This is a genomic window from Vibrio sp. 1F255, assembly GCF_041439145.1.
GTDB classification, from domain to species: Bacteria; Pseudomonadota; Gammaproteobacteria; order Enterobacterales; family Vibrionaceae; genus Vibrio; species Vibrio crassostreae_C.
In genome coordinates this window covers 100,956-121,273 of sequence record NZ_JBGONQ010000005.1, presented here as the reverse complement: position 1 = coordinate 121,273, position 20,318 = coordinate 100,956, and the positions used below count along the sequence as shown (strand labels likewise).

Annotated in this window: 11 protein-coding genes; 4 read left to right on the top strand and 7 right to left on the bottom strand. The window is 43.7% G+C overall.

The genetic code is table 11. The features are described 5' to 3' along the window. Nucleotides 1–308: 308 nt before the first annotated feature. The 7 genes from ACED41_RS05295 to ACED41_RS05265 form a co-directional block, all read right to left on the bottom strand. Complete coding sequence (locus ACED41_RS05295; RefSeq protein WP_017063846.1) at nucleotides 309–5,150, bottom strand: NAD-glutamate dehydrogenase; 4,842 nt, start codon at nucleotides 5,148–5,150, stop codon at nucleotides 309–311. 228 nt (nucleotides 5,151–5,378) lie between these two features. Further along, entirely contained in the window at nucleotides 5,379–5,597 is a 219-nt protein-coding gene (locus tag ACED41_RS05290; RefSeq protein ID WP_081325156.1) for a DUF2835 domain-containing protein, read from the bottom strand. A gap of 219 nt (nucleotides 5,598–5,816) precedes the next feature. Further along, the gene (pepN, locus tag ACED41_RS05285) at nucleotides 5,817–8,423 is read right to left on the bottom strand and encodes an aminopeptidase N (RefSeq protein WP_371724603.1); all 2,607 of its coding nucleotides are present in this window, start codon (nucleotides 8,421–8,423) and stop codon (nucleotides 5,817–5,819) included. A 218-nt stretch (nucleotides 8,424–8,641) separates the two neighbouring features. After that, on the bottom strand, nucleotides 8,642–9,325 hold the full coding sequence (locus ACED41_RS05280; RefSeq protein ID WP_017059686.1) for a hypothetical protein: 684 nt from the start codon (nucleotides 9,323–9,325) through the stop codon (nucleotides 8,642–8,644). A 322-nt stretch (nucleotides 9,326–9,647) separates the two neighbouring features. Next, nucleotides 9,648–11,642, bottom strand: a complete 1,995-nt coding sequence (gene prc, locus ACED41_RS05275) for a carboxy terminal-processing peptidase (RefSeq protein WP_371724602.1) — start codon at nucleotides 11,640–11,642, stop codon at nucleotides 9,648–9,650. Nucleotides 11,643–11,659: 17 nt separating this feature from the next. Continuing rightward, the gene (gene proQ, locus ACED41_RS05270; RefSeq protein WP_017057223.1) at nucleotides 11,660–12,283 is read right to left on the bottom strand and encodes an RNA chaperone ProQ; all 624 of its coding nucleotides are present in this window, start codon (nucleotides 12,281–12,283) and stop codon (nucleotides 11,660–11,662) included. A 97-nt stretch (nucleotides 12,284–12,380) separates the two neighbouring features. After that, nucleotides 12,381–12,872 carry a GAF domain-containing protein gene (locus ACED41_RS05265; protein ID WP_017059689.1) on the bottom strand — a complete coding sequence of 164 codons (492 nt, stop codon included), beginning with the start codon at nucleotides 12,870–12,872 and terminating at the stop codon, nucleotides 12,381–12,383. Nucleotides 12,873–12,961: 89 nt separating this feature from the next. Between ACED41_RS05265 and ACED41_RS05260 the strand changes: the two genes are divergently transcribed. The 4 genes from ACED41_RS05260 (at nucleotide 12,962) to rsmF (ending at nucleotide 20,311) form a co-directional block, all read left to right on the top strand. Continuing rightward, the gene (locus tag ACED41_RS05260) at nucleotides 12,962–14,758 is read left to right on the top strand and encodes an ABC transporter ATP-binding protein (RefSeq protein ID WP_017059690.1); all 1,797 of its coding nucleotides are present in this window, start codon (nucleotides 12,962–12,964) and stop codon (nucleotides 14,756–14,758) included. Between the two features lie 54 nt (nucleotides 14,759–14,812). Further along, on the top strand, nucleotides 14,813–16,096 hold the full coding sequence (locus ACED41_RS05255; protein ID WP_065585048.1) for a paraquat-inducible protein A: 1,284 nt from the start codon (nucleotides 14,813–14,815) through the stop codon (nucleotides 16,094–16,096). Beyond that, nucleotides 16,083–18,740, top strand: a complete 2,658-nt coding sequence (locus ACED41_RS05250; protein ID WP_017063837.1) for an MlaD family protein — start codon at nucleotides 16,083–16,085, stop codon at nucleotides 18,738–18,740. The genes ACED41_RS05255 and ACED41_RS05250 overlap by 14 nt, the downstream gene beginning before the upstream one ends. A 149-nt stretch (nucleotides 18,741–18,889) precedes the next feature. Further along, on the top strand, nucleotides 18,890–20,311 hold the full coding sequence (gene rsmF, locus ACED41_RS05245; protein ID WP_371724601.1) for a 16S rRNA (cytosine(1407)-C(5))-methyltransferase RsmF: 1,422 nt from the start codon (nucleotides 18,890–18,892) through the stop codon (nucleotides 20,309–20,311). Nucleotides 20,312–20,318: the final 7 nt, after the last annotated feature.

Below are 20,318 nucleotides of genomic sequence, written 5' to 3'. Positions count from 1 at the left end.
CCCGTGTAAACGGGGCGCTATTATTTACTTATTTACCCAACTATTCAATCTATTACTGTCTGTAAGGGTAAGATAATCAAGTTTGCTAACGAATGAGGTTCATTATTAAGCAAACGTTATCGTTTCTTCAAGTTATTAAGCCATTTCTAATCTCAACCTTAGTACAGCCATCAGGTCACTTAACAACAAACAACGTTTGCGTCGAAGTTTGTTCTTCAAAAGTCGTTAGGCCTATTGTTTCCACTTTACCGAAACGAAAAAGGCAGACCTTTTGGCCTGCCCTTATACTTTTTCGTCTTATCTAGTAACTAGTCTTTTGACATGCAGTTTAGATTCAACAGCATCAATTCACGCAGTGCTACTGAGAACTTAGCAAACTCATGAACAGAACCTACTTTGAATTCGTTTAGGATGCTTTCCCAACGATGTAGAGAAACAGAGTTACTTTCCATCCAGTCATCAAGCGCTTTAATCACATCGATATCTGAAGCACAACCACAGTTAAGTACTTGACCAGTTAACTGGCGTTGCTGCCAATCCAGATCTTCTCTGAATGCTGCACGCGCCAGTGCTTGCCAGTTGTTGTCTATAGCTTGGCCATTGATTTGCTTCAAGAACCAGTGCAGTGACAAACGGTCGCCTAGGTTGAAGTAAAGCTTAGACGCTTGCTGTACTGTTTTACCTGTTTCACGAGCCACTGTAGATATATCCAGTGCTGAGTACAGGCTAGACAAACGAGCCACTGAATTAGCCAGCTCAGCGTTTACACCTTGGTCAATCCATACTTGAGCCATTGCTTGATGCTCTTCTACTTCTGAAGCCACTAGGTTTTCATCCAGCTTCTCAGTAATTGCGACGACATCACCTTGGTAAAGCTCAATCAATGCATTCACTGACTGTTTACCGGTACGGTTTCTTAGCAACCAGCGTGCTAGACGACGAAGCGTACGACGTACATGGTAAAGCAATTCGTATTGAGCTTCAGAACTTGAGATGTTGTCCAGTTCACGGATGCTCTTCAATACCTTACCCAGGCCGTAGATTTCACGTGATGCCGCGTAAGCATTCGCAATATCAACAATGTTCGCGCCCGTCTCTTCTTGCAAGCGAGTCACGAAGTTACAGCCCATCTCGTTAACCATTTGGTTAGCAAGCGCAGTCGCAATGATCTCTGCACGAAGTGGATGGTTATCCATGTGCTGAGAGTAGTTACGGCGTAACTCTGTTGGGAAGTATTGCATCAGTTGTTGAGCATGGAACTCATCATTCGCAATGTCATCACTCACAAGATCTTCTTTTAGAACCATTTTACCGTAAGCGATCAATACTGATAGCTCTGGTCTTGTTAGTGCTTGGCCCTGCTTCTCACGTTCTAGCAGCGTTTCGTCATCTGGGATGTATTCCAAACCACGGTCTAAGTACCCGGCTTTTTCCATTGTGTGGATAAAGCGGATTTGCTCTTTCACTAAGCCTACACCTTGATGCTCAGTAACAGAGATAGACTCAGCTTGGCAGTAAGCGTCGTCTAGTACGATTTCACCTACTTCATCTTCCATAGATTCAAGAACTTGGTTACGTTGCTTAACGGTAAGATCACCATTAGACACCAAGCCATTCAAGAAGATCTTAATGTTAACTTCGTTATCCGAGCAATCTACACCACCAACGTTATCGACAAAGTCAGTATTAACTCGACCGCCCGTTAGAGCGTATTCAATACGACCCAATTGAGTCATACCCAAGTTACCGCCTTCACCAACAACCTTAGCTTTCAGGTCACGGCCATCGATACGTAGCACGTCATTTGCACGGTCACCCACATCGGTATGAGTCTCACTAGAAGACTTAACGTAAGTACCAATACCGCCGTTCCAAAGTAGATCAACTTTCATAGACAAGATCGCTTTGATCAAGTCGTTTGGTGCCATTGATGCTTTCTTGGTACCCAGCATTTTCTGAATTTCAGGTGTCAAAGAGATAGACTTCGCTCGGCGAGAGAAGATGCCACCACCTTGAGAAATCAGGTCTTTATTGTAATCTTCCCAACTTGAACGAGGCAGATTAAACAGACGGTCACGCTCTACCCAGCTTGATGCTGATTCTGGATTCGGGTCAATGAAGATGTGCATGTGGTTAAACGCAGCTTGCAAGCGAATGTGCTTAGATAGCAGCATACCGTTACCAAATACGTCACCCGCCATATCACCCACACCAATGGCAGTGAAGTCTGTGCTTTGACAGTTAATACCCATTTCGCGGAAGTGACGTTTAACCGATTCCCAGCCACCTTTCGCCGTGATACCCATGGCTTTGTGGTCGTAACCGTTAGAGCCACCCGATGCAAACGCATCACCTAGCCAGAAGTTGTACTCTTCAGCTACTGAGTTCGCTAGATCTGAGAATGTCGCGGTGCCTTTATCGGCTGCAACAACCAAGTATGGGTCATCTTCATCGTGACGAACAACGCTCTTAGGTGGGATAACCTCACCTTCAATGATGTTGTCTGAAACGTCTAGCAATGCACGGATGAAGCGCTTGTAACAACGTTGACCTTCAGCAAAGATCTCGTCTCGGCCAGACATCATGTGTTGACGCTTACAAACGAAACCACCTTTAGCACCAACCGGTACGATAACCGTGTTCTTAACTTGTTGCGCTTTAACTAGGCCTAGAATCTCAGTACGGAAGTCCTCTTGACGGTCTGACCAACGTAAACCACCGCGTGCTACTTTACCGCCACGTAAATGCACACCTTCAATGTCTGGTGCGTAAACGAAGATCTCAAACGCAGGAACCGGCGCAGGGATATCTGGAATCTCGCTTGGTCTCATTTTCAGAGCCAACCAAGGTTTAGACTGCTTATTCTCGTCTACTTGGTAGTAGTTAGTACGAAGCGTTGCAGTGATCATTTCCATGTAGCGACGAATGATACGATCATCATCCAAGCTTTCTACATGATCCAACTGTTCAGTGATCTTCTTAATAAGATCTTGTTGGCCTTTTACGCTGCCCTTCAGTTTCGGGTCAAAACGCTTGCCGAATAGGCTCACTAGCCCTTTCGCTAATTCTGGGTAATGAGACAATGTGTCTTCAATGTATTGTTGGCTGAATGGGAAACCAACTTGACGCATGTAACGAGCATAAGCACGTAAGATTGAGATTTCACGGCCAGAAAGACCAGCGCCAAGTACTAAGCGGTTGAAACCATCGCTGTCTAACTCACCCGCCCAGATTGCCGCAAAGGCTTGTTGGAAAAGATCGCGAGCTTCACGAAGATCAATGGTCTTATCGCTCTTGTGCAGCATAGAGAAATCAAGGATCCAATAGGTCACACCGTTGGTTTTACGCACTTCATATGGAGATTCACCGATAACGCGTAGGCCAAAGTTTTCAAGCATTGGCATAACATCAGAAAGGTGAATTGGCTCATCGCTGTGGTAGAACAACTTCAAACGAACGGCTTTTGAATCTGCCGCTTCTTCTTGAGGACGGTAGAAAAGCATACCCAGTTTGTTGTCTTCACTTAGCGCTTCTAAACGTTCAATGTCGGCAACAGCAGAACCTGGCATCATGTCTTCTTTGTACGAACGTGGGAATGCACGCATGTACTCTTTCGACAATGGAAGACCTTTGCTTTCACCGAAGTTTGCAATGATAGATTCAGACAGACGGTCATCCCACGTAGACGATACTTCCATTAAATTTTGCTCAATTGTTTTCACGTCCACATCCATGTTGTTGTTATCAACACGAACAATATAGTGCGTTCTTGCTAGCGGGCTTTCAGAGAAGTACGTTGTAAATTCAACCTCTTCTTCACAACCAAAGTACTGTTTCAAGATGCGCTGTGTTTGGCGACGAAGCTCAGTGTTGTAACGATCTTTTGTTACGTAAACCATGCAGCTAAAGAAACGACCAAACGGGTCTTTGCGAACAAACAAACGCAGGAGATCGCGATCTTGCATTTGTACTACGCCCGTACCGACTTCTAGTAGCTCTTCTTCTCGAGCTTGCAGCAGTTCATCACGTGGGTAGTTTTCAAGAATGTTGTGCAGCGCTTTGTAAGAGTATGAACCTTCACGGTAACCACTCGCATCCAAAATACGTTCTACTTTCTCGCGAACAAGAGGAATCGTTTCAACGGTTTGGTTATAAACGGCAGATGTGTAAAGACCAGTAAAGCGGTGCTCACCAATGACCTTACCGTTCTTATCGAACTTCTTAATACCAATGTAATCGTTGTAAGCTGGGCGGTGAATGCGTGAAGCCGTGTTGCCCTTGGTTACGATAAGCACATAAGGCTTTTTCGCTTCAAGACGTGCCGAATCAGAAAACTCAGATAGCTTAACGTTACGTACACGATCTGAGTTCGCAAACAAACCAAGACCTTGCTCCTTGGTCGGTTGCAGTTCAGTGTCGCCGTTAACTGAAACTAGGTCATATTCCTTATAACCCATGAATGTAAAGTTGTGTTCACCTAACCAACGAAGAAACGCCAACGTTTCATCAAAACGTTGGCCATCTACAGGAATGCTCTCTTTCTGCTTTTCTACTTGATTGGTTACTTCTTCAAGTCGTTCTACCATCTTCAACCAATCGTTCACAACTAAGCTAGTATCGGTAAAGATATCCAGTAGCTCCGTTTTAAGAGCTGTCATTTCAGCTTTACTGCTAAGACGGTCAACCTCAATATGGAAAAGCGATTGGAATGCACCTTCGTTATTGCTTACACCGACAACACTGCCCTTATCTGAGCGAGAGATTTGTGTTGGGTTATGAAGCATAAGGTGAGAAGAAAGGTCTAGGCGAGTAAGTGCCATTTTTACGGAATCAACAAGGAATGGGCTGTCTGGAACGACTATCTCAACGATAGTATGAGTAGACTGCCAACCTTGACGACTTACCGTCGGGTTGAAAACGCGTACAGAGATTTCGTCGGCTTTCTTTTCATTGATGTGATGCCATAAGCTAACTACAGCACCGTATAAATCGGATTCGTTTCTCTGAGTTAGATCGTCGTGAGAAACGTTACTAAACAAGTGTTGAGCAAGTTGAGTTACGAGAGGTCGATGAGCAAGGTCAAGTTTGTCTTGAATCAGCTTGTAAACTTTTTCAAGTAAAACTGGAACCACAGTTTCACGTGCGGTCATAGTCACACTCCACAATTAGAATTATATTTTATTATTAGGGGGATCACTTAATCTGGTGTTTGAAACGTGCCGTTGAGCGCTTTTCTACTAACGAGTTAAGCAAAGGTAATGCATTCATTTATTGTAAAAGCATTATTGAAAAATAGTTAATTGTTTTGGAGGTGGTAAGAGCTGAAATGTTTGATTATGTGATTAAGATTCCTTTTAACTCACTAGGCATGCCAAGGTTTACAGAGCTTCTAACTTAATAAACTTATTTTTTTGGTCAGTTGTCAGCCTAAACTGCCCTCTAACCCCTATTTGTGTAAGAAATGGTCTGAACCGAGTTGCAGGTAACTGTAAGCGTAAACCTGTTGTTGTTATCACTTGAACTTTACTTGCCGTACCAGAATAGCTGGCCAAAAACTGCTGATATGAGATGTTAAGTTGGAAAATATAGCGATTCATACGATACCTGTATAAATATACAGTGCCAGTGTTTTTTGGCACTTTTAGATGTCTGACGGTGAAACTGAACTTGAAGCTGCTCTAGCTTATCGAAAATTCGATGAACCAGAAACAAAAAATCAGTGGCAGATATTCTCTACCACTGATGACCTTTCGTTGTAGCAAACAGTTTATTAGTAAACCGCTTATTAGCAAACAGTTACCTGAATGCGCGCTGACTTAAGCCTCTAGTGCTTTCGTCACTTTCTCAAACAAGTCTTTTGCTAGGTTGTCCATGTTCTTTAACGTCTCTAGTTCTTTTTTGATAAGAGCTTGACGTACATCATCGTACTTACGGAACTTAAGTAGCGGGTCAATCAGACGTGAAGCCACTTGTGGGTTGCTGCTGTTTAGCTCACGTAAGATCTCGCCAGCAAATGCATAGCCTTGACCAGACTTGTCGTGGAATTGAACCGGGTTCATGTTTAAGAATGAACCGACCAAGTTACGGGTACGGTTCGGGTTCTTCAAACTGAACGCCTGGTGCGACATCGACGCTTTGATCACTTCAAGTGCGTTTAAACTTGGGTTTGTACCTTGCAATGCAAACCACTTATCCATAACAAGACCATCGTGTTTCCACTTGTCACTGTAATCCACCATCAAGGTTTCACGACATGGTAGTTGTGCACTGTTTGCCGCGCCCATTGCTGCCATCGTATCTGTCATGTTATTCGCTTGTTGATACATCGCAACAACCAAGTCATTACCCTGCCCAGTATGAGCTAAGTAACTTAAGCAAACTTTACGTAGAGTACGCTTACCAATCGAATCGTGATCGATCGTGTATTCTGTTAGTGCGTGGCTGTGATAAACCGCCGCTAACTCGTCTTCAAGTTCTGCAGCTAATGTAACTTTCATCGAGTTAAGAACCGATGCGACCGCATCAATATCAACACGCTCATACCAACCTGATACTTCATTGTGGCTTGGTAGAGAGAGCATTTCTGCAATAAACGCAGGCTCTAGTGAATCACTCAGCAGTACGCCACGGAATGCATCAACAACAGAATCAGAAAGCTCAAACGCTTGACCCTGTTGAACCTTCTCAACGTTACTGCGGATGTACTTCGCTAATAGCATTTGACCCGCATCCCAACGAGAGAACTCATTGCGTGCATTTACCATTAGGAAGATCAGTTCTTCATCTGAATAGTTGTACTCCAGTTTCACTGGCGCAGAAAATTCACGAAGTAATGATGGGATCGGTTGCTCAGAAACGTTTTCAAACACGAACGTTTGCTCTGCTTCTTTCACATCTAATACATTATGAACTGGCTTACCGTTACATTGTAACTCAACAACTTCACCCGCAGCTGTGTACAGCTCGATATCAAGAGGAATATGCAGAGCCTGCTTTTCCGTTTGCTCATGAGTTGGCGCTGTTACTTGGCGAGTTGTTAACGTGTACTGTTTCTTCTCTGCGTCGTACTTACTTTCAACAGACAGCGTCGGCGTACCAGATTGGCTGTACCATAAACGGAACTGAGATAGGTCGATGCCCGACGCATCTTCCATTGCCGCGACGAAGTCTTCACATGTTGCCGCCGTACCATCGTGACGTTCGAAGTACAGCTTCATGCCTTTTTGGAAACCATCTTCGCCCAACAATGTGTGGATCATACGGATCACTTCACTGCCCTTTTCGTACACGGTCAAAGTATAGAAGTTATTCATTTCTATCACTTTTTCTGGACGAATTGGATGAGACATTGGGCTAGCATCTTCTGCAAATTGTGGACCGCGAATGATACGTACATTGTTAATACGGTTTACTGCGCGAGAACCAAGATCAGATGAGAATTCTTGGTCACGGAATACCGTTAAGCCTTCTTTCAGACTTAACTGGAACCAATCGCGACACGTCACTCGGTTACCTGTCCAGTTGTGGAAATATTCATGGCCGATTACTGCTTCAATACCTAGGTAATCTGTATCCGTTGCAGTTTGGTCGTTTGCTAGAACGAACTTCGAATTGAATACGTTCAAGCCTTTGTTTTCCATCGCACCCATGTTGAAGAAATCAACGGCTACGATCATGTAGATGTCTAAGTCGTATTCAAGATTGAAACGTTCTTCGTCCCACTTCATTGAGTTAATCAAAGAAACCATCGCGTGGCTCGCACGGTCTAGATTGCCTTTATCAACAAAGATTTCTAGGTCAACTTTACGACCCGATTGTGTAGTGTATGCGTCACGAAGTACATCAAAGTCACCCGCTACTAAAGCAAACAAGTACGCTGGTTTTGGATGTGGGTCTTGCCACTTCACCCAATGACGACCGTTTTCAGCTTCACCTTCATCTACACGGTTACCATTACTTAATAAGAATGGGTTCTCTGCTTTGTCTGCAATTACCGTTGTAGTGAATTTCGCCAACACATCTGGGCGATCCATGTAGTAAGTGATACGGCGGAAACCTTCAGCTTCACATTGAGTACAGAACGCGCCACCCGACTTGTACAAGCCTTCAAGTGCACTGTTCCCTTCAGGGTTAACTTCGGTAACGATGGTTAGAGTAAATTCTTTTGGAAGGTCATTCAGCGTAAGTTGAGTTTCAGACTGTTCATATTGAGTCCACTCTTTACCTTCTACCAAAACAGAAACCAACTTCAAGCCTTCACCATCAAGTACTAATGTCGTGCTGTCTTTCTCCTGCTTAACACTAGAAACAGCCGTAACAATGGATGCTGAGTCGTACAAATCGAAAGTAAGATCGATTTCAGAAATCGTGTGAGATGGTGATTGATAATCTTTACGATACTTGGCTTGAGGTGTATGTGCCATGACGGGTTCCTTTTGATCGTTATACGTAATTATTTTTTAACTGTATATATCTAAAGGTTGAGCGCCAATAAAACAAGGGGAATATTAAAAAAAGGAGGCATTGTAAGAAAATGCCTCCATGTTTTGCTATTTTATCAATCAAATCAGACAGGAACGCCTAAGAAATGAACTGTGCACAATATTATCAACGAGTACGCCGTTACTGCTAAAACTCACGATTATCGAATGCGATTGAGTACCGCAAACATATCTCCCTCTTCACCTTGCAGCGTTAACACATCGCTGTTCAGTGTATATCGAGTGCCGTGTTCACCGTTCTCATAAAGTAACACTAGTTGATCGCCTTCTGTGTAATACACCCCGCGACGAATGACTTCACCACCTTCTTCATCTGATACTCGGAACATGAATATAAAGTCCGGCTGAAGGACTAAATCCATTTTTTGAATGTTACTCGCACGTAGATCGCTTCCAGACAGTTGGGCACTGGACCAGATTCCCGCCAATGCATTTGGCAAGGCCTTGGTGAACATAACACCGTTAAGATTCAGCATGTTGTGATTACTGCTGTACGCGTAAACCTGAGGTTCTGAGGTATTCAAACCCAAAATAATCGTGTCTTCATTGGCGTTATACAAACCTTCCCAATGATCGACACTGTAGTCTTTCTTTTGGATATCGATAGTGAATGAGTAGTTTGAATCAAGAGTGAGCTTGATCGCTCTAAAGTTTTCAGTGCCTTGCTCAGGATCAGGATTCATCAAATACCAATCACCAAGCAGCAAAGGAAGGTCAAAATGAGATAGATTACTATCACTTTTTGATTGTTGGCTACTCGAAGCGACCTCGCTCCCAAAAGCCACAAAACTTAAACAAGATAAAAATAGTAGAATCCATTTCATAAGCGTCCCCTCGTTTTCTTTAAGCTTAGGCACGTAATGAATAGAAAGCGAAAAAATATGATCTAAGTCACTAAATTTTAAGTGCGAAGTAACTTAAATGTCATTATCACTCGAAAAATAATACTTAAGTTTAGTTATTTTTACAGTGTACTTCACAGCCGAAAATCAAATAACAGTGGTTCTGCAGCAAGTTAAAAAGCGAGGAAGCATGCCGTTAACATGACATTATTCGAGGCAAGAACACAGGTACAAAAAAAGCGAGCCTAAGCTCGCTTTTCAAATAGTACGTCTTTAAACAATCACCTTATAACAGGTATTTTGTTTATTTCTTGATCATATCCAGCATGATAGCAACTGATTCATCAAGATAAGCATCCGGGGCTTCGTAGTCTTTTGGAATATCATCCAACGTTTTAAATGCCTCTAACTTAGCGGCTTTTTGACGTTGGTTAATACGCTCTAGACGAAGCGCATCCGCATCATCACTCTCTTGTTGACGAACCTTTTCATTCAGAGAAAGGTCATTGTCGTCTTTATCTGCCTTATATTTTTCAATATCTTGCGCGATAAAGCCAAATTCCATGTCTGTTGCGATACGAGCTTCGTGTTTAGCCGTCAACGCTGCGATCTGCTCATCGTTACGCTGTAACACTGAGTACTTCGCTTTGTCGATGCTGTCCCAAGGAAGAGCGTTGTCTTCAACACTTTCACCAGTATCTGCAGGATCAATTGGCGTTGGGTAAGCAATATCAGGTATTACACCCTTGTTTTGCGTACTACCACCATTGATTCGGTAGAATTTTTGGATTGTGTATTGAACGTAGCCTAACTCTTTATCGAACAAATCATAAATATGATTCAAAGAGCGATGCTGTTGCACCGTACCTTTACCGAAAGAGTTTTCACCCAAGATAATCGCACGGCCATAATCTTGCATCGCTGCTGCAAAGATTTCAGACGCTGAAGCACTGTAGCGATTCACCAATACCGTTAACGGGCCTTGGTAACTGATTTGACCATCAGTATCGCTGTTCACTTTGACACGACCGTAGCTATCACGAACCTGAACAACAGGTCCTTCTTTGATAAACAAACCAGAGAGTTCAGTTGCTTCAGTCAGTGCACCACCACCGTTGTTTCGGAGGTCAACAATAATACCTTCAACACCTTGCTCTTTAAGCTCGGTGATCAGTTTATCGGTATCTTTAGAAAGGCCAACGTAGAAACTTGGTACTTCTAATACACCAATTTTCTTGCCGTCTTTCTCGATCACTTCTGATTTAACAGCGCGGTCTTCTAAACGAATCTTATCGCGAACAATTGTGACAACGTGACTTTTTGCATCTTTACCATCTGGCAAGATCTGTAGCTTAACTTTGGTCCCTTTAGGGCCTTTAATAAGTTGTACTACATCGTCTAAACGCCACCCGATAACATCAACAATTTCTTCGCCATCTTGACCAACACCAACAATGCGGTCTCCATCACTCAATTGTTTGCTGTTTGACGCAGGGCCACCAGCAACTAAAGAGCGAATAACGGTGTAGTCGTCTGTCATCTGAAGCACAGCACCAATACCTTCTAGAGATAGGTTCATCTCAGATTGGAATTGTTCTGCATTTCTTGGAGAAAGGTAACTTGTGTGAGGATCAACTTCACGCGCAAATGCGTTCATGTAGATCTGGAAAGCATCTTCATTATGCGATTGCGTAATACGCTTCATCGCATTGTTGTAACGCTTTTCCAAAACTTCTTGAATCTCTGGCCACTCTTTACCAGTAAGTTTTAGATTCAACGCATCATATTTAACGCGTTTTCTCCAAAGCTCATTCACTTCAGCGATATCTTTTGGCCACTCAGCTTCACTACGATTGAGCTCAATACTTTCATCGGTATCAAACTTAATCTCTGTATCTAGCAAAGACAATGCATATTGAAAACGTTCAAAACGCTTCTGCATAGACAGATTATAAACATCGAATGCAATCTGGTTATTGCCCGATTTCAGCTGATCATCAATTTGTTTAGATGACGCAGAGAAAGAGTCAATATCAGCTTGAGTGAAGATATTACGATTATAATCCAGCATCTCTAAGTAACGATTAAAGATAGCTTGAGAGAAATCATCGTTGAGATTGAAGTGTTTATAGTGAGAACGAGTAAATCGAGAAGTAACACGTTTACTAGCAGTTTCGTGTTGGACCTCAGGAGCGAGTAGAGGTAAATCGTCCTGATCTAATTTGGCTTCAAGAGCCTGAGCTGAAGCTGCTAGCCAAAAGCTAGCAGCAATCAGTGTCAATTTTGAACGGCATTTCATGCGTAGGAGTATCTCCTTTAAGCGCGCAAGTGCTCCGCTTTAACAACCATTTGTAGGCCGTTTGCTAACTGAACACGCACATCTTCCTTATTGATTTCAACAATGGTCGCAGCCATGTTTCCTTTACCCATGTTCACATTTACTTCTTTGCCAGCGATGAATTCGTCAGCGTTCAAAGCGCGTGTTTCTACAGGCTTTTCTACTTTTGGTGCTTTAGGCGCTTGACGACGAGGCTGTTGAGCTTTCTTCGCCTTAGGTTTCGCTTTGCCTTCTTCACGAGCTTTTTGTGCTTGTTCTTTACGACGAGCCTGAACTTTCGCTTTGCTTTCTGCAAGTGTAGCTTTAGCGTGTTCAACGTGCTCTTCTTCTAGTGTGCCACACGCGTTGCCGTCTAGGTCAACACGTTCTGCGCCAGCTTTTACGCCGTGCAGGTAACGCCATGATGATGTGTACTGTCTTAACGCTGCACGAAGCTGAGTCTTACTTACTTTTTCGTCTTCATTTAGACGTTCAGCAAGATCTTGAAAAATACCAATTTTAAGTGGCTTCGCTTCACCTTCTAGAGTAAAGCATTTAGGGAAACATTCAGCAATATATGCGATAACTTCTTTGCTGTTTTTTAACTTTTCAGTGTTTTCCATGTGGGTTCCTGGTTTTTGCGGTTTTCCGCGAGCATTAAGAAAATATTTTTACGTATTATAAAGAGATGCTTGGGAAAAACCACAGTAAGAGAATAATTTATGCCTTGTTCGCGTGCGAATTAAGCAGCTTTTCCACTTCTGCCATGAAAAATGTCAATCCGTCCTCGTCAATTTGAGAAAAACGACCAACATTTGGGCTATCAATATCAAGAACGCCCGCGATTTTTCCGCCAATCGAGAACGGAATAACGATTTCTGAGTTACTTGCAGCGTCACAAGCGATGTGACCTTCGAACTCATGAACATCATGAATGCGCTGAACTGTATTCGTCGCAACCGCAGTTCCACACACACCACGCCCGACCGGAATTCGCACACAAGCAGGTTGACCTTGGAAAGGGCCCAGTACAAGTTCGTCTTTTTCCTTAGCTAAATCCTGCTTCATTAAATAGAAACCCGCCCAATTCAAGTCATCCAATTCCATGAATAATAATGAACTGATATTAGCAAGATTAGCAGTTAGATCGGTTTCTGATTCAATTAATGCAACGGCTTGTTTGGTTAAGCGTTGGTAATGTTCTATTTTCATATTAACTTCCAATTAAATTGAGACTTCCATTATCAAGAGAACGCAGTAGAATGCGGCCATCAAACTAAATAGGACTTATTCTCATTACAATGAACAATTCAGAAGACACTATTAGCCGTTCTTGGTTAATAACTCAAGTAAAAAAACACAAGTCCAAATTACTGTTTGCTAACATTATTGCCATATTTGCAACTCTCATTAGTGTCCCTATCCCGTTGCTCATGCCATTAATGGTTGATGAAGTATTACTCGATAAGCCCGCTTCAGGCTTAGAGATGATGAACCACCTACTTCCATCTTCATTACAAACACCGACTGGCTATATAGCACTAACTTTGTTGTTAGTGATTATCATGCGCTCCGTTAGCCAAGCGTTGAACATTCTGCAAGGGCGCCAGTTTACGCTTGTGTCCAAAACAATTACCTATCAAATGCGCAGCAAGATGATAGATAAGCTTGGTCGCATCAGTATTAGACAATACGAAACCAAAGGCAGCGGCGGTATCAACGCCCACCTAATAACAGACATAGAGACAATAGATAAGTTCATTGGCTCGACTCTTTCTAAATTTATCATCAGCTTCCTGACCGTGTTCGGTACAGCGATCGTGCTGTTGTGGCTAGAGTGGCGTTTAGGGTTGTTCATTTTACTGGTCAATCCTGTTGTGATTTATTTCTCCCGTAAACTAGGCAGCAGGGTCAAACACCTTAAGAAATACGAAAACCAATCTTTTGAGCGCTTTCAAAACCGTTTGGTGGAAACCTTAGATGGCATTTACCAACTGCGCGCGGCGAATAAAGAACGTATCTTTCTCGATGAACTTAAGGTTCAAGCAAACCAAGTAAGAATCGATGCAGACAAATACGCTTGGCAATCTGAAGCTGCTGGCCGTGTTTCGTTTCTGCTGTTCTTACTAGGTTTCGAGCTTTTCCGTGCCGTCGCTATGCTAATGGTGTTATTCAGTGACTTAACCATTGGTCAGATTTTCGCGGTATTTGGCTACTTGTGGTTCATGTTAGGCCCGGTCCAAGAGCTACTAGGGATTCAATTCTCTTGGTATAGCGCGAAAGCGGCACTACAACGCATCAACGATCTTCTTCAGTTAGAAGAAGAGAAGCGCCCTATCAGTAAAGTGAACCCATTTACTGAAGATCAAGAAGTGACAGTTGACATCGAAGACGTTACATTCTCTTACACATTAGAAAACACTGTTTTAAATAGGCTATCGCTGCACATCCCTGCAGGTAAAAAAGTCGCTTTGGTCGGTGCGAGTGGAGGGGGTAAATCTACGTTAATCCAGTTGCTGATTGGGGTTTACCAAGCAGACTCAGGTTGCATTCGCTATAACGGTGAAACAACCGATGACATCAGCTTTGATGTAATACGCAATCAAATTGCCGTTGTTTTACAACAACCTATACTCTTTAACGATACATTAAGGCATAATCTGACCCTTGGTGCTGAATACGACGAAATGTCGTTGTGGCGTGCGCTTGAAGTCGCTCAAATGCAAGATGTCATCAAGCAACTGAGCAATGGCTTAGATACACAAATTGGTAGGAATGGCGTTCGACTGTCTGGTGGTCAACGACAACGCTTAGCAATAGCTCGTATGGTGCTGAGCAATCCTAAGTTTGTTATTCTTGATGAAGCGACATCTGCACTCGATACAGCAACAGAGTCAGCACTGCATAAAGCGTTGAGCGAGTTTTTGAAAGATCGCACAACTTTGATAGTGGCTCATCGATTATCAGCGGTGAAACAAGCCGATCTAATCTATGTTTTAGAAGATGGACAAGTCACACAGACGGGAACACATGGTGAATTGGTTGAACAACAAGGACTCTATCAAACACTCTACGGTAGTGTGCAATCGCACGCCTGATGTTTGTGGCTCTGAGTCTTTAAGTCGGGTTGCTAACCTAACTTACGTTTCAACTTGGGAGGTCGCGTGACCTCCCCATCCGTAACCAACCCTTTATCAACAAAACACCAATGCGACAGCAGCTCAGTGCGTCTTTGCCAGGGCTGCGAACTTCCCGTAGATAAAATGGACATCCCTTTAGGGAAATCAGCTTACTGCCCAAGATGCGGAACTCAGCTTTATAGAGGCGGTACCCCTAGCCTCTCTGGAAACCTAGCAATCGCAATTACCTGCTTATTGCTGTTTATCCCATCGCACTTTTTTGAATTCATCAGTATTCGCCTGATTGGCGTCATGATACCCGCGACGTTACCATCGGGTGTTTTTACCTTAATGGGCGAAGGCTTTCCTCTACTTGGTTTGCTGATCCTGTTCTGCAGTTCGATCGCTCCGTTGCTCGTGTGTACATCGGTACTCATTACCCATTTATCATTGCGATTCAAATTTTTTACACCATTTAGGTATGCGTTAGCCATCATCCAGACATTAAAACATTGGATGATGTTGGATGTGTTTCTGGTAAGTTTGGCGGTCTCATGTTTCAAACTGCAAGATTACTCAGATATTTTTGTCGGCCCTGGATTGGTTGGCCTCATTCTTCTGCAGCTTTTCAGTGTATTGTTGGTAAGCCGCATCAGCGTGCGTCGCTACTGGGAAGCTTGGACAAAAGAATCTGACTACTCATTTACTGAAAGTAAGAACGTACACTGTCACAACTGCCACCTATCTCAACCGGATGGGCATACTTGCGTGCGTTGTCACCATGACTTATACCACCGCAAGCCCTACTCTATACAGAAGACATGGGCACTGTTGTTTGCCGCATCAGTGGCTATTGTGCCAGCCAACGTCATTCCGATTTCTATCCTTATCACCAACGGACAAAGGCTAGAAGACACAATAATTTCCGGTGTCGCGTCGCTAATAAATAGCGATATGTATGGCATTGCAGCGATCATTTTCATTGCCAGTATCGTCGTTCCCGTCGCGAAAATACTGGGCCTCGCGTACATCTTAATCTGTATCAAGATGAAGCGTACGATTTACCACAGACAACGTATGACCATCTATTTCATCGTGAAATGGGTGGGAAAATGGTCGGTTATGGATCTATTCGTTATTTCGATCATGATGACCTTGGTCGACCGCGGACAAATTTTAAACTTTACACCAGGTTATGGTGCAGTCGCTTTTGGCGTCGTGGTTGTTCTCACGATGCTAGCAGCGGAAAGCTTAGATCCTAGGCTAATTTGGGATAACTACACCTCTAAAGATGAGTCAGTGAATGAACAACGATAACCAATCACAAACGTCATATTCACCAGAAGTAAGGAAAAACAAAGGCATCTCACCTTTGTGGATTCTGCCGATATTAACCGTCGCATTAGCCGGTTGGTTGGTCATGAAATCGATCCACGATGCAGGCCAACGTGTTCAGATATACTTTTCAGATGCCGCAGGTTTAGTCGCAGGTCGAACAACGATTCGTTACCAAGGCTTAGAGGTGGGTATGGTGCGCGACATCACCTTATCCAAAGATCTATCGAGCATCTATGTCGATGCTGACATCTACCCAGAAGCGAAGAAACTACTATCAAAAGGCACACGTTTTTGGCTCGTAAAGCCAACGGCCAGTTTGTCTGGTATCTCTGGGTTAGATGCACTTGTTTCAGGTAACTATATCGCTATACACCCTAGCGAAACTAAAGAAGAGCCAGAAACCGTTTTTCAGGCTTTAGAGTCGTCTCCTTCTGATTTGCTGGCTTCTGAAGGTTTGAATATTTCACTGACGACCAAAGATCTGGGTGGTGTGTCTGTTGGCTCTCAAATCGTTTATCGTAAAATCCCAATTGGTGAGGTTTACAACTACCAGTTAAACGACAACGCGAAATCCGTTACGATTCAAGCGTCGATTAAAGATGAATACAGCCATATCATTACCGACCAAAGCCGTTTTTGGAATGTCAGTGGCTTAGGTGCCAGTATTGGCTTTTCTGGTGTTGATGTTCGCTTAGAGAGCCTAAGTGCATTGCTTGGCGGTTCAATTGCGGTCGACTCTCCAGGAGAAGGCCAACCGGTTGAGATGAATACTAAGTTCAAACTCTACCCAGATCTGAAAACAGCGGGTCGAGGTATCTCTATCAAGATTGCCGTTCCCGATGATAATAAAATCAGTGCAACGGGTGCTCCGATCATGTATCGCGGCATTGAAATCGGTCAAATCACTGATTTATCGCTAAGTGAAGGGCGTGAAAACGTCGTTGCATCTGCCGCTATCCAACCGGCATTCAGTGACTTTTTAAACAGCGGCAGTAAATTCGTTCTAGAAGAGGCTGAACTGTCGCTTACTGGCATGAAAAACATCGCCAATTTAGTGACAGGTAACTTTTTAACCTTGGTACCGGGTGAAGGTGAAAAGGCGCGTCGATTTACTGCAATCCGCAAAAATGAATTCAGTCAGGAACAAGAGAAATCCGTTGCGATTCGCTTAACGTCGAACAATTCGTTCGGGTTAGATGTCGGTACACAACTTCTCTACAAAGGCATTGCCGTTGGCTCTATCATCCATGTGGGATTAGTTGATGGTGTTGGTACGGGCTCTGATAAACACGAAGTCTTCATGGATGCACTTATCGATAATGAGTACGCGCACCTTATCAAAAGCCACAACCGTTTCTTTGTGACAGGTAGTGCGACTGCAGAGCTAACCGAATCAGGCTTGAGTGTTACGGTCCCACCAGCAAAACAGCTTCTTACCGGCTCGATTAGCTTTGTGAGTGAAGGTAAATCTGAAGCTCGAACGGACTACCAACTTTTCCAAAGTAAGTCGTTAGCAGAAATTGCTAAGTTTAATCAGTCTGGTTCAAAGACACTTTCTTTGTTTGCCAGTGAGTTACCTTCAATTTCTAAAGGCAGTCCACTCCTCTACCGCAACCTACAAGTGGGTAGTATTTCTGATTTTCAGCTTGCCGACGGTGGCGTAAGAATCAAAGTCACAATCGAAAATCGTTACACGCACTTACTCAACAAGCACACTGTTTTCTGGAACCGATCAGGCGTTGAGGTTGATGCGTCGCTATCGGGTATCAGCATTAAAGCGGCACCAGTTAAAACCCTTATCCAAGGCGGTATTGCTTTTGACTCTCTGCCGGGAATCGACAACAAACTTGGTGACGTGTGGAAGCTTTACAAAGATTCAAAATCTGCTCGAAAATTTGGCCGCGCGATTACTATCACCTCTTCTGGCGATCAAGAAGTCAACAAGGGCATGGCGATCAAATATCAAGGTGTCACTGTTGGTGAGGTTACTTTGGTGATTCCGAACTTCAACAAGGGCGGCATTGAAATTACTGCGCGTATTTTACCTGAGTACGTCGACAAGATTGCCGTGACGAACAGTCACTTCTGGTTGGCAGAACCTGAGATTGGCCTTAATGGCATCAAAAACGTCTCTGCGCTGCTCTCTAAACACATCAACGTAGACCCGGGCAAAGGTGAAAGAAACACGAAATTTGAGCTTAGCAAAGGACCTGTACAGCCTGAAGGCAAGATATTCCAACTGCAAAGCGAAACGCGCGGCTCAGTATCTGAAGGTACACCTATCCTATTCCGTGAACTAGAAATTGGCAGTGTTATAGATGTTCAGCTGGGCGAGTTTGCTGATCGCATCATATCTACGATTCAAATAGAACCTGACTACGCGTATCTAATCCGCGCAAACACCGTGTTCTGGAACGTGTCGGGCGTCGATGTCTCTATCGGCCTGTCAGGCGCAAACATCAAAGCCGGAACGGTAGACAGCTTGTTAAGAGGTGGTATTACATTCTCAACGCCACCGACAAATGAACTTCAACCAGTAGCAAGCGAAGATCAGTCTTTCTACCTCTATCCTCAAGCCGAAGATGAGTGGAAATCATGGAGAACCGCAATTCCTCGTCCATAGAGTGAACTCTCTGACGTTTCTGGATGATTAATTCTTCATCAAAATGCAGCCATTAGGCTGCATTTTTGTTGTTTGCTGCAAATATGGTTTAGGACGGCCTCATTTTGCTTTAAACTCCCCGCATTAATGCAATAAATCGAGATACTCTTTTGCACGCTAACGTATATATTCCTGAAGAATTCCTAACGCACATCGAAGCAATCATGCCTAGTCATCTAGATATGGCTTCTTTTGTTGCGTCATGCCAAAAACCACTTCGTAAAAGTATTCGAATCAACACATTGAAAATCAGTGTTGAAGACTTCCTAGTACGAGCAAAAGAGAAAGGCTGGGAACTGGAACCTGTACCTTGGTGTGAAACGGGCTTTTGGATTACAGCGGACGATAGTGAAGCGCCACTAGGTAATACGGCAGAACACATGTCTGGTCTTTTCTACATCCAAGAAGCCAGCTCGATGATGCCACCCTCGGCACTTTTCCAAGGCGAAGCTGATTACCAAGCGGTGCTAGACACTGCGGCTGCACCCGGCTCTAAAACAACGCAAATCGCTGCGCTAATGAATAATCGCGGTGTATTGGTTGCCAATGAGTATGCAGCAAGCCGTGTGAAAGTCCTTCACGCTAACATCGAACGTTGTGGCGTTCGTAATGCCGCTCTAAGTAACTTTGACGGTCGAGTTTTTGGTGGTTGGTTACCAGAACAGTTTGATGCTGTGTTGCTAGACGCACCCTGCTCTGGCGAAGGTACCATTCGTAAAGACGCCGATGCGATGAAGAACTGGACGTATCAATCTGTGGTCGATATTGCCGACACGCAAAAAGATCTGATTGAAAGTGCATTCCATGCTCTTAAACCTAATGGTGTTTTGGTTTACTCAACGTGTACGCTTAGCACCGAAGAGAACCAACAAGTGTGTCATCACTTAAAAGAAACCTTTGGTGATGCGGTTGAATTTGAATCTCTTGAATCACTATTCGACAACGCAAAAGCAACCACGACAGAAGAAGGCTTTCTTCACATCTTCCCACAGGTCTATGACTCTGAAGGTTTCTTTGTTGCACGTATCCGTAAACTAGCGTCTGTTACTCCACCAGAAGTTAAAAAACGTATGGGTAAATTCCCATTTGAAAAAGCATCAAAGAAAACTCAGCAAGAAGTCGCTGAACAACTAATGAGTACTCTCGATATCGAATTGCCAAGCGATACTCAGGTTTGGATTCGCGACAAAGACGTTTGGCTATTCCCAGAAGCGCTAGAGCCGATGATCGGTGAGTTCCGTTTTTCTCGCATGGGAATCAAGATCGCTGAAACCCATAAAAAAGGTTACCGCTGGCAGCACCAAGTAGCGACAACGCTCGCAACAGGTAATGAAGCTAATGTTGTAGAGCTTAGTATTGAAGATGCTCGTGAATGGTTCATGGGCCGCGATGTTCGCCCTGAAAACTTGTCAGGAAAAGGTGAAGTACTAGTGAAGTACAATGGTGCAATCATCGGCCTTGGTAAGTGGGTTGGCAACCGAGTGAAGAACGGTTTACCACGCGAACTCGTGCGCGATAAGAACCTTTTCTAAAAGCGTT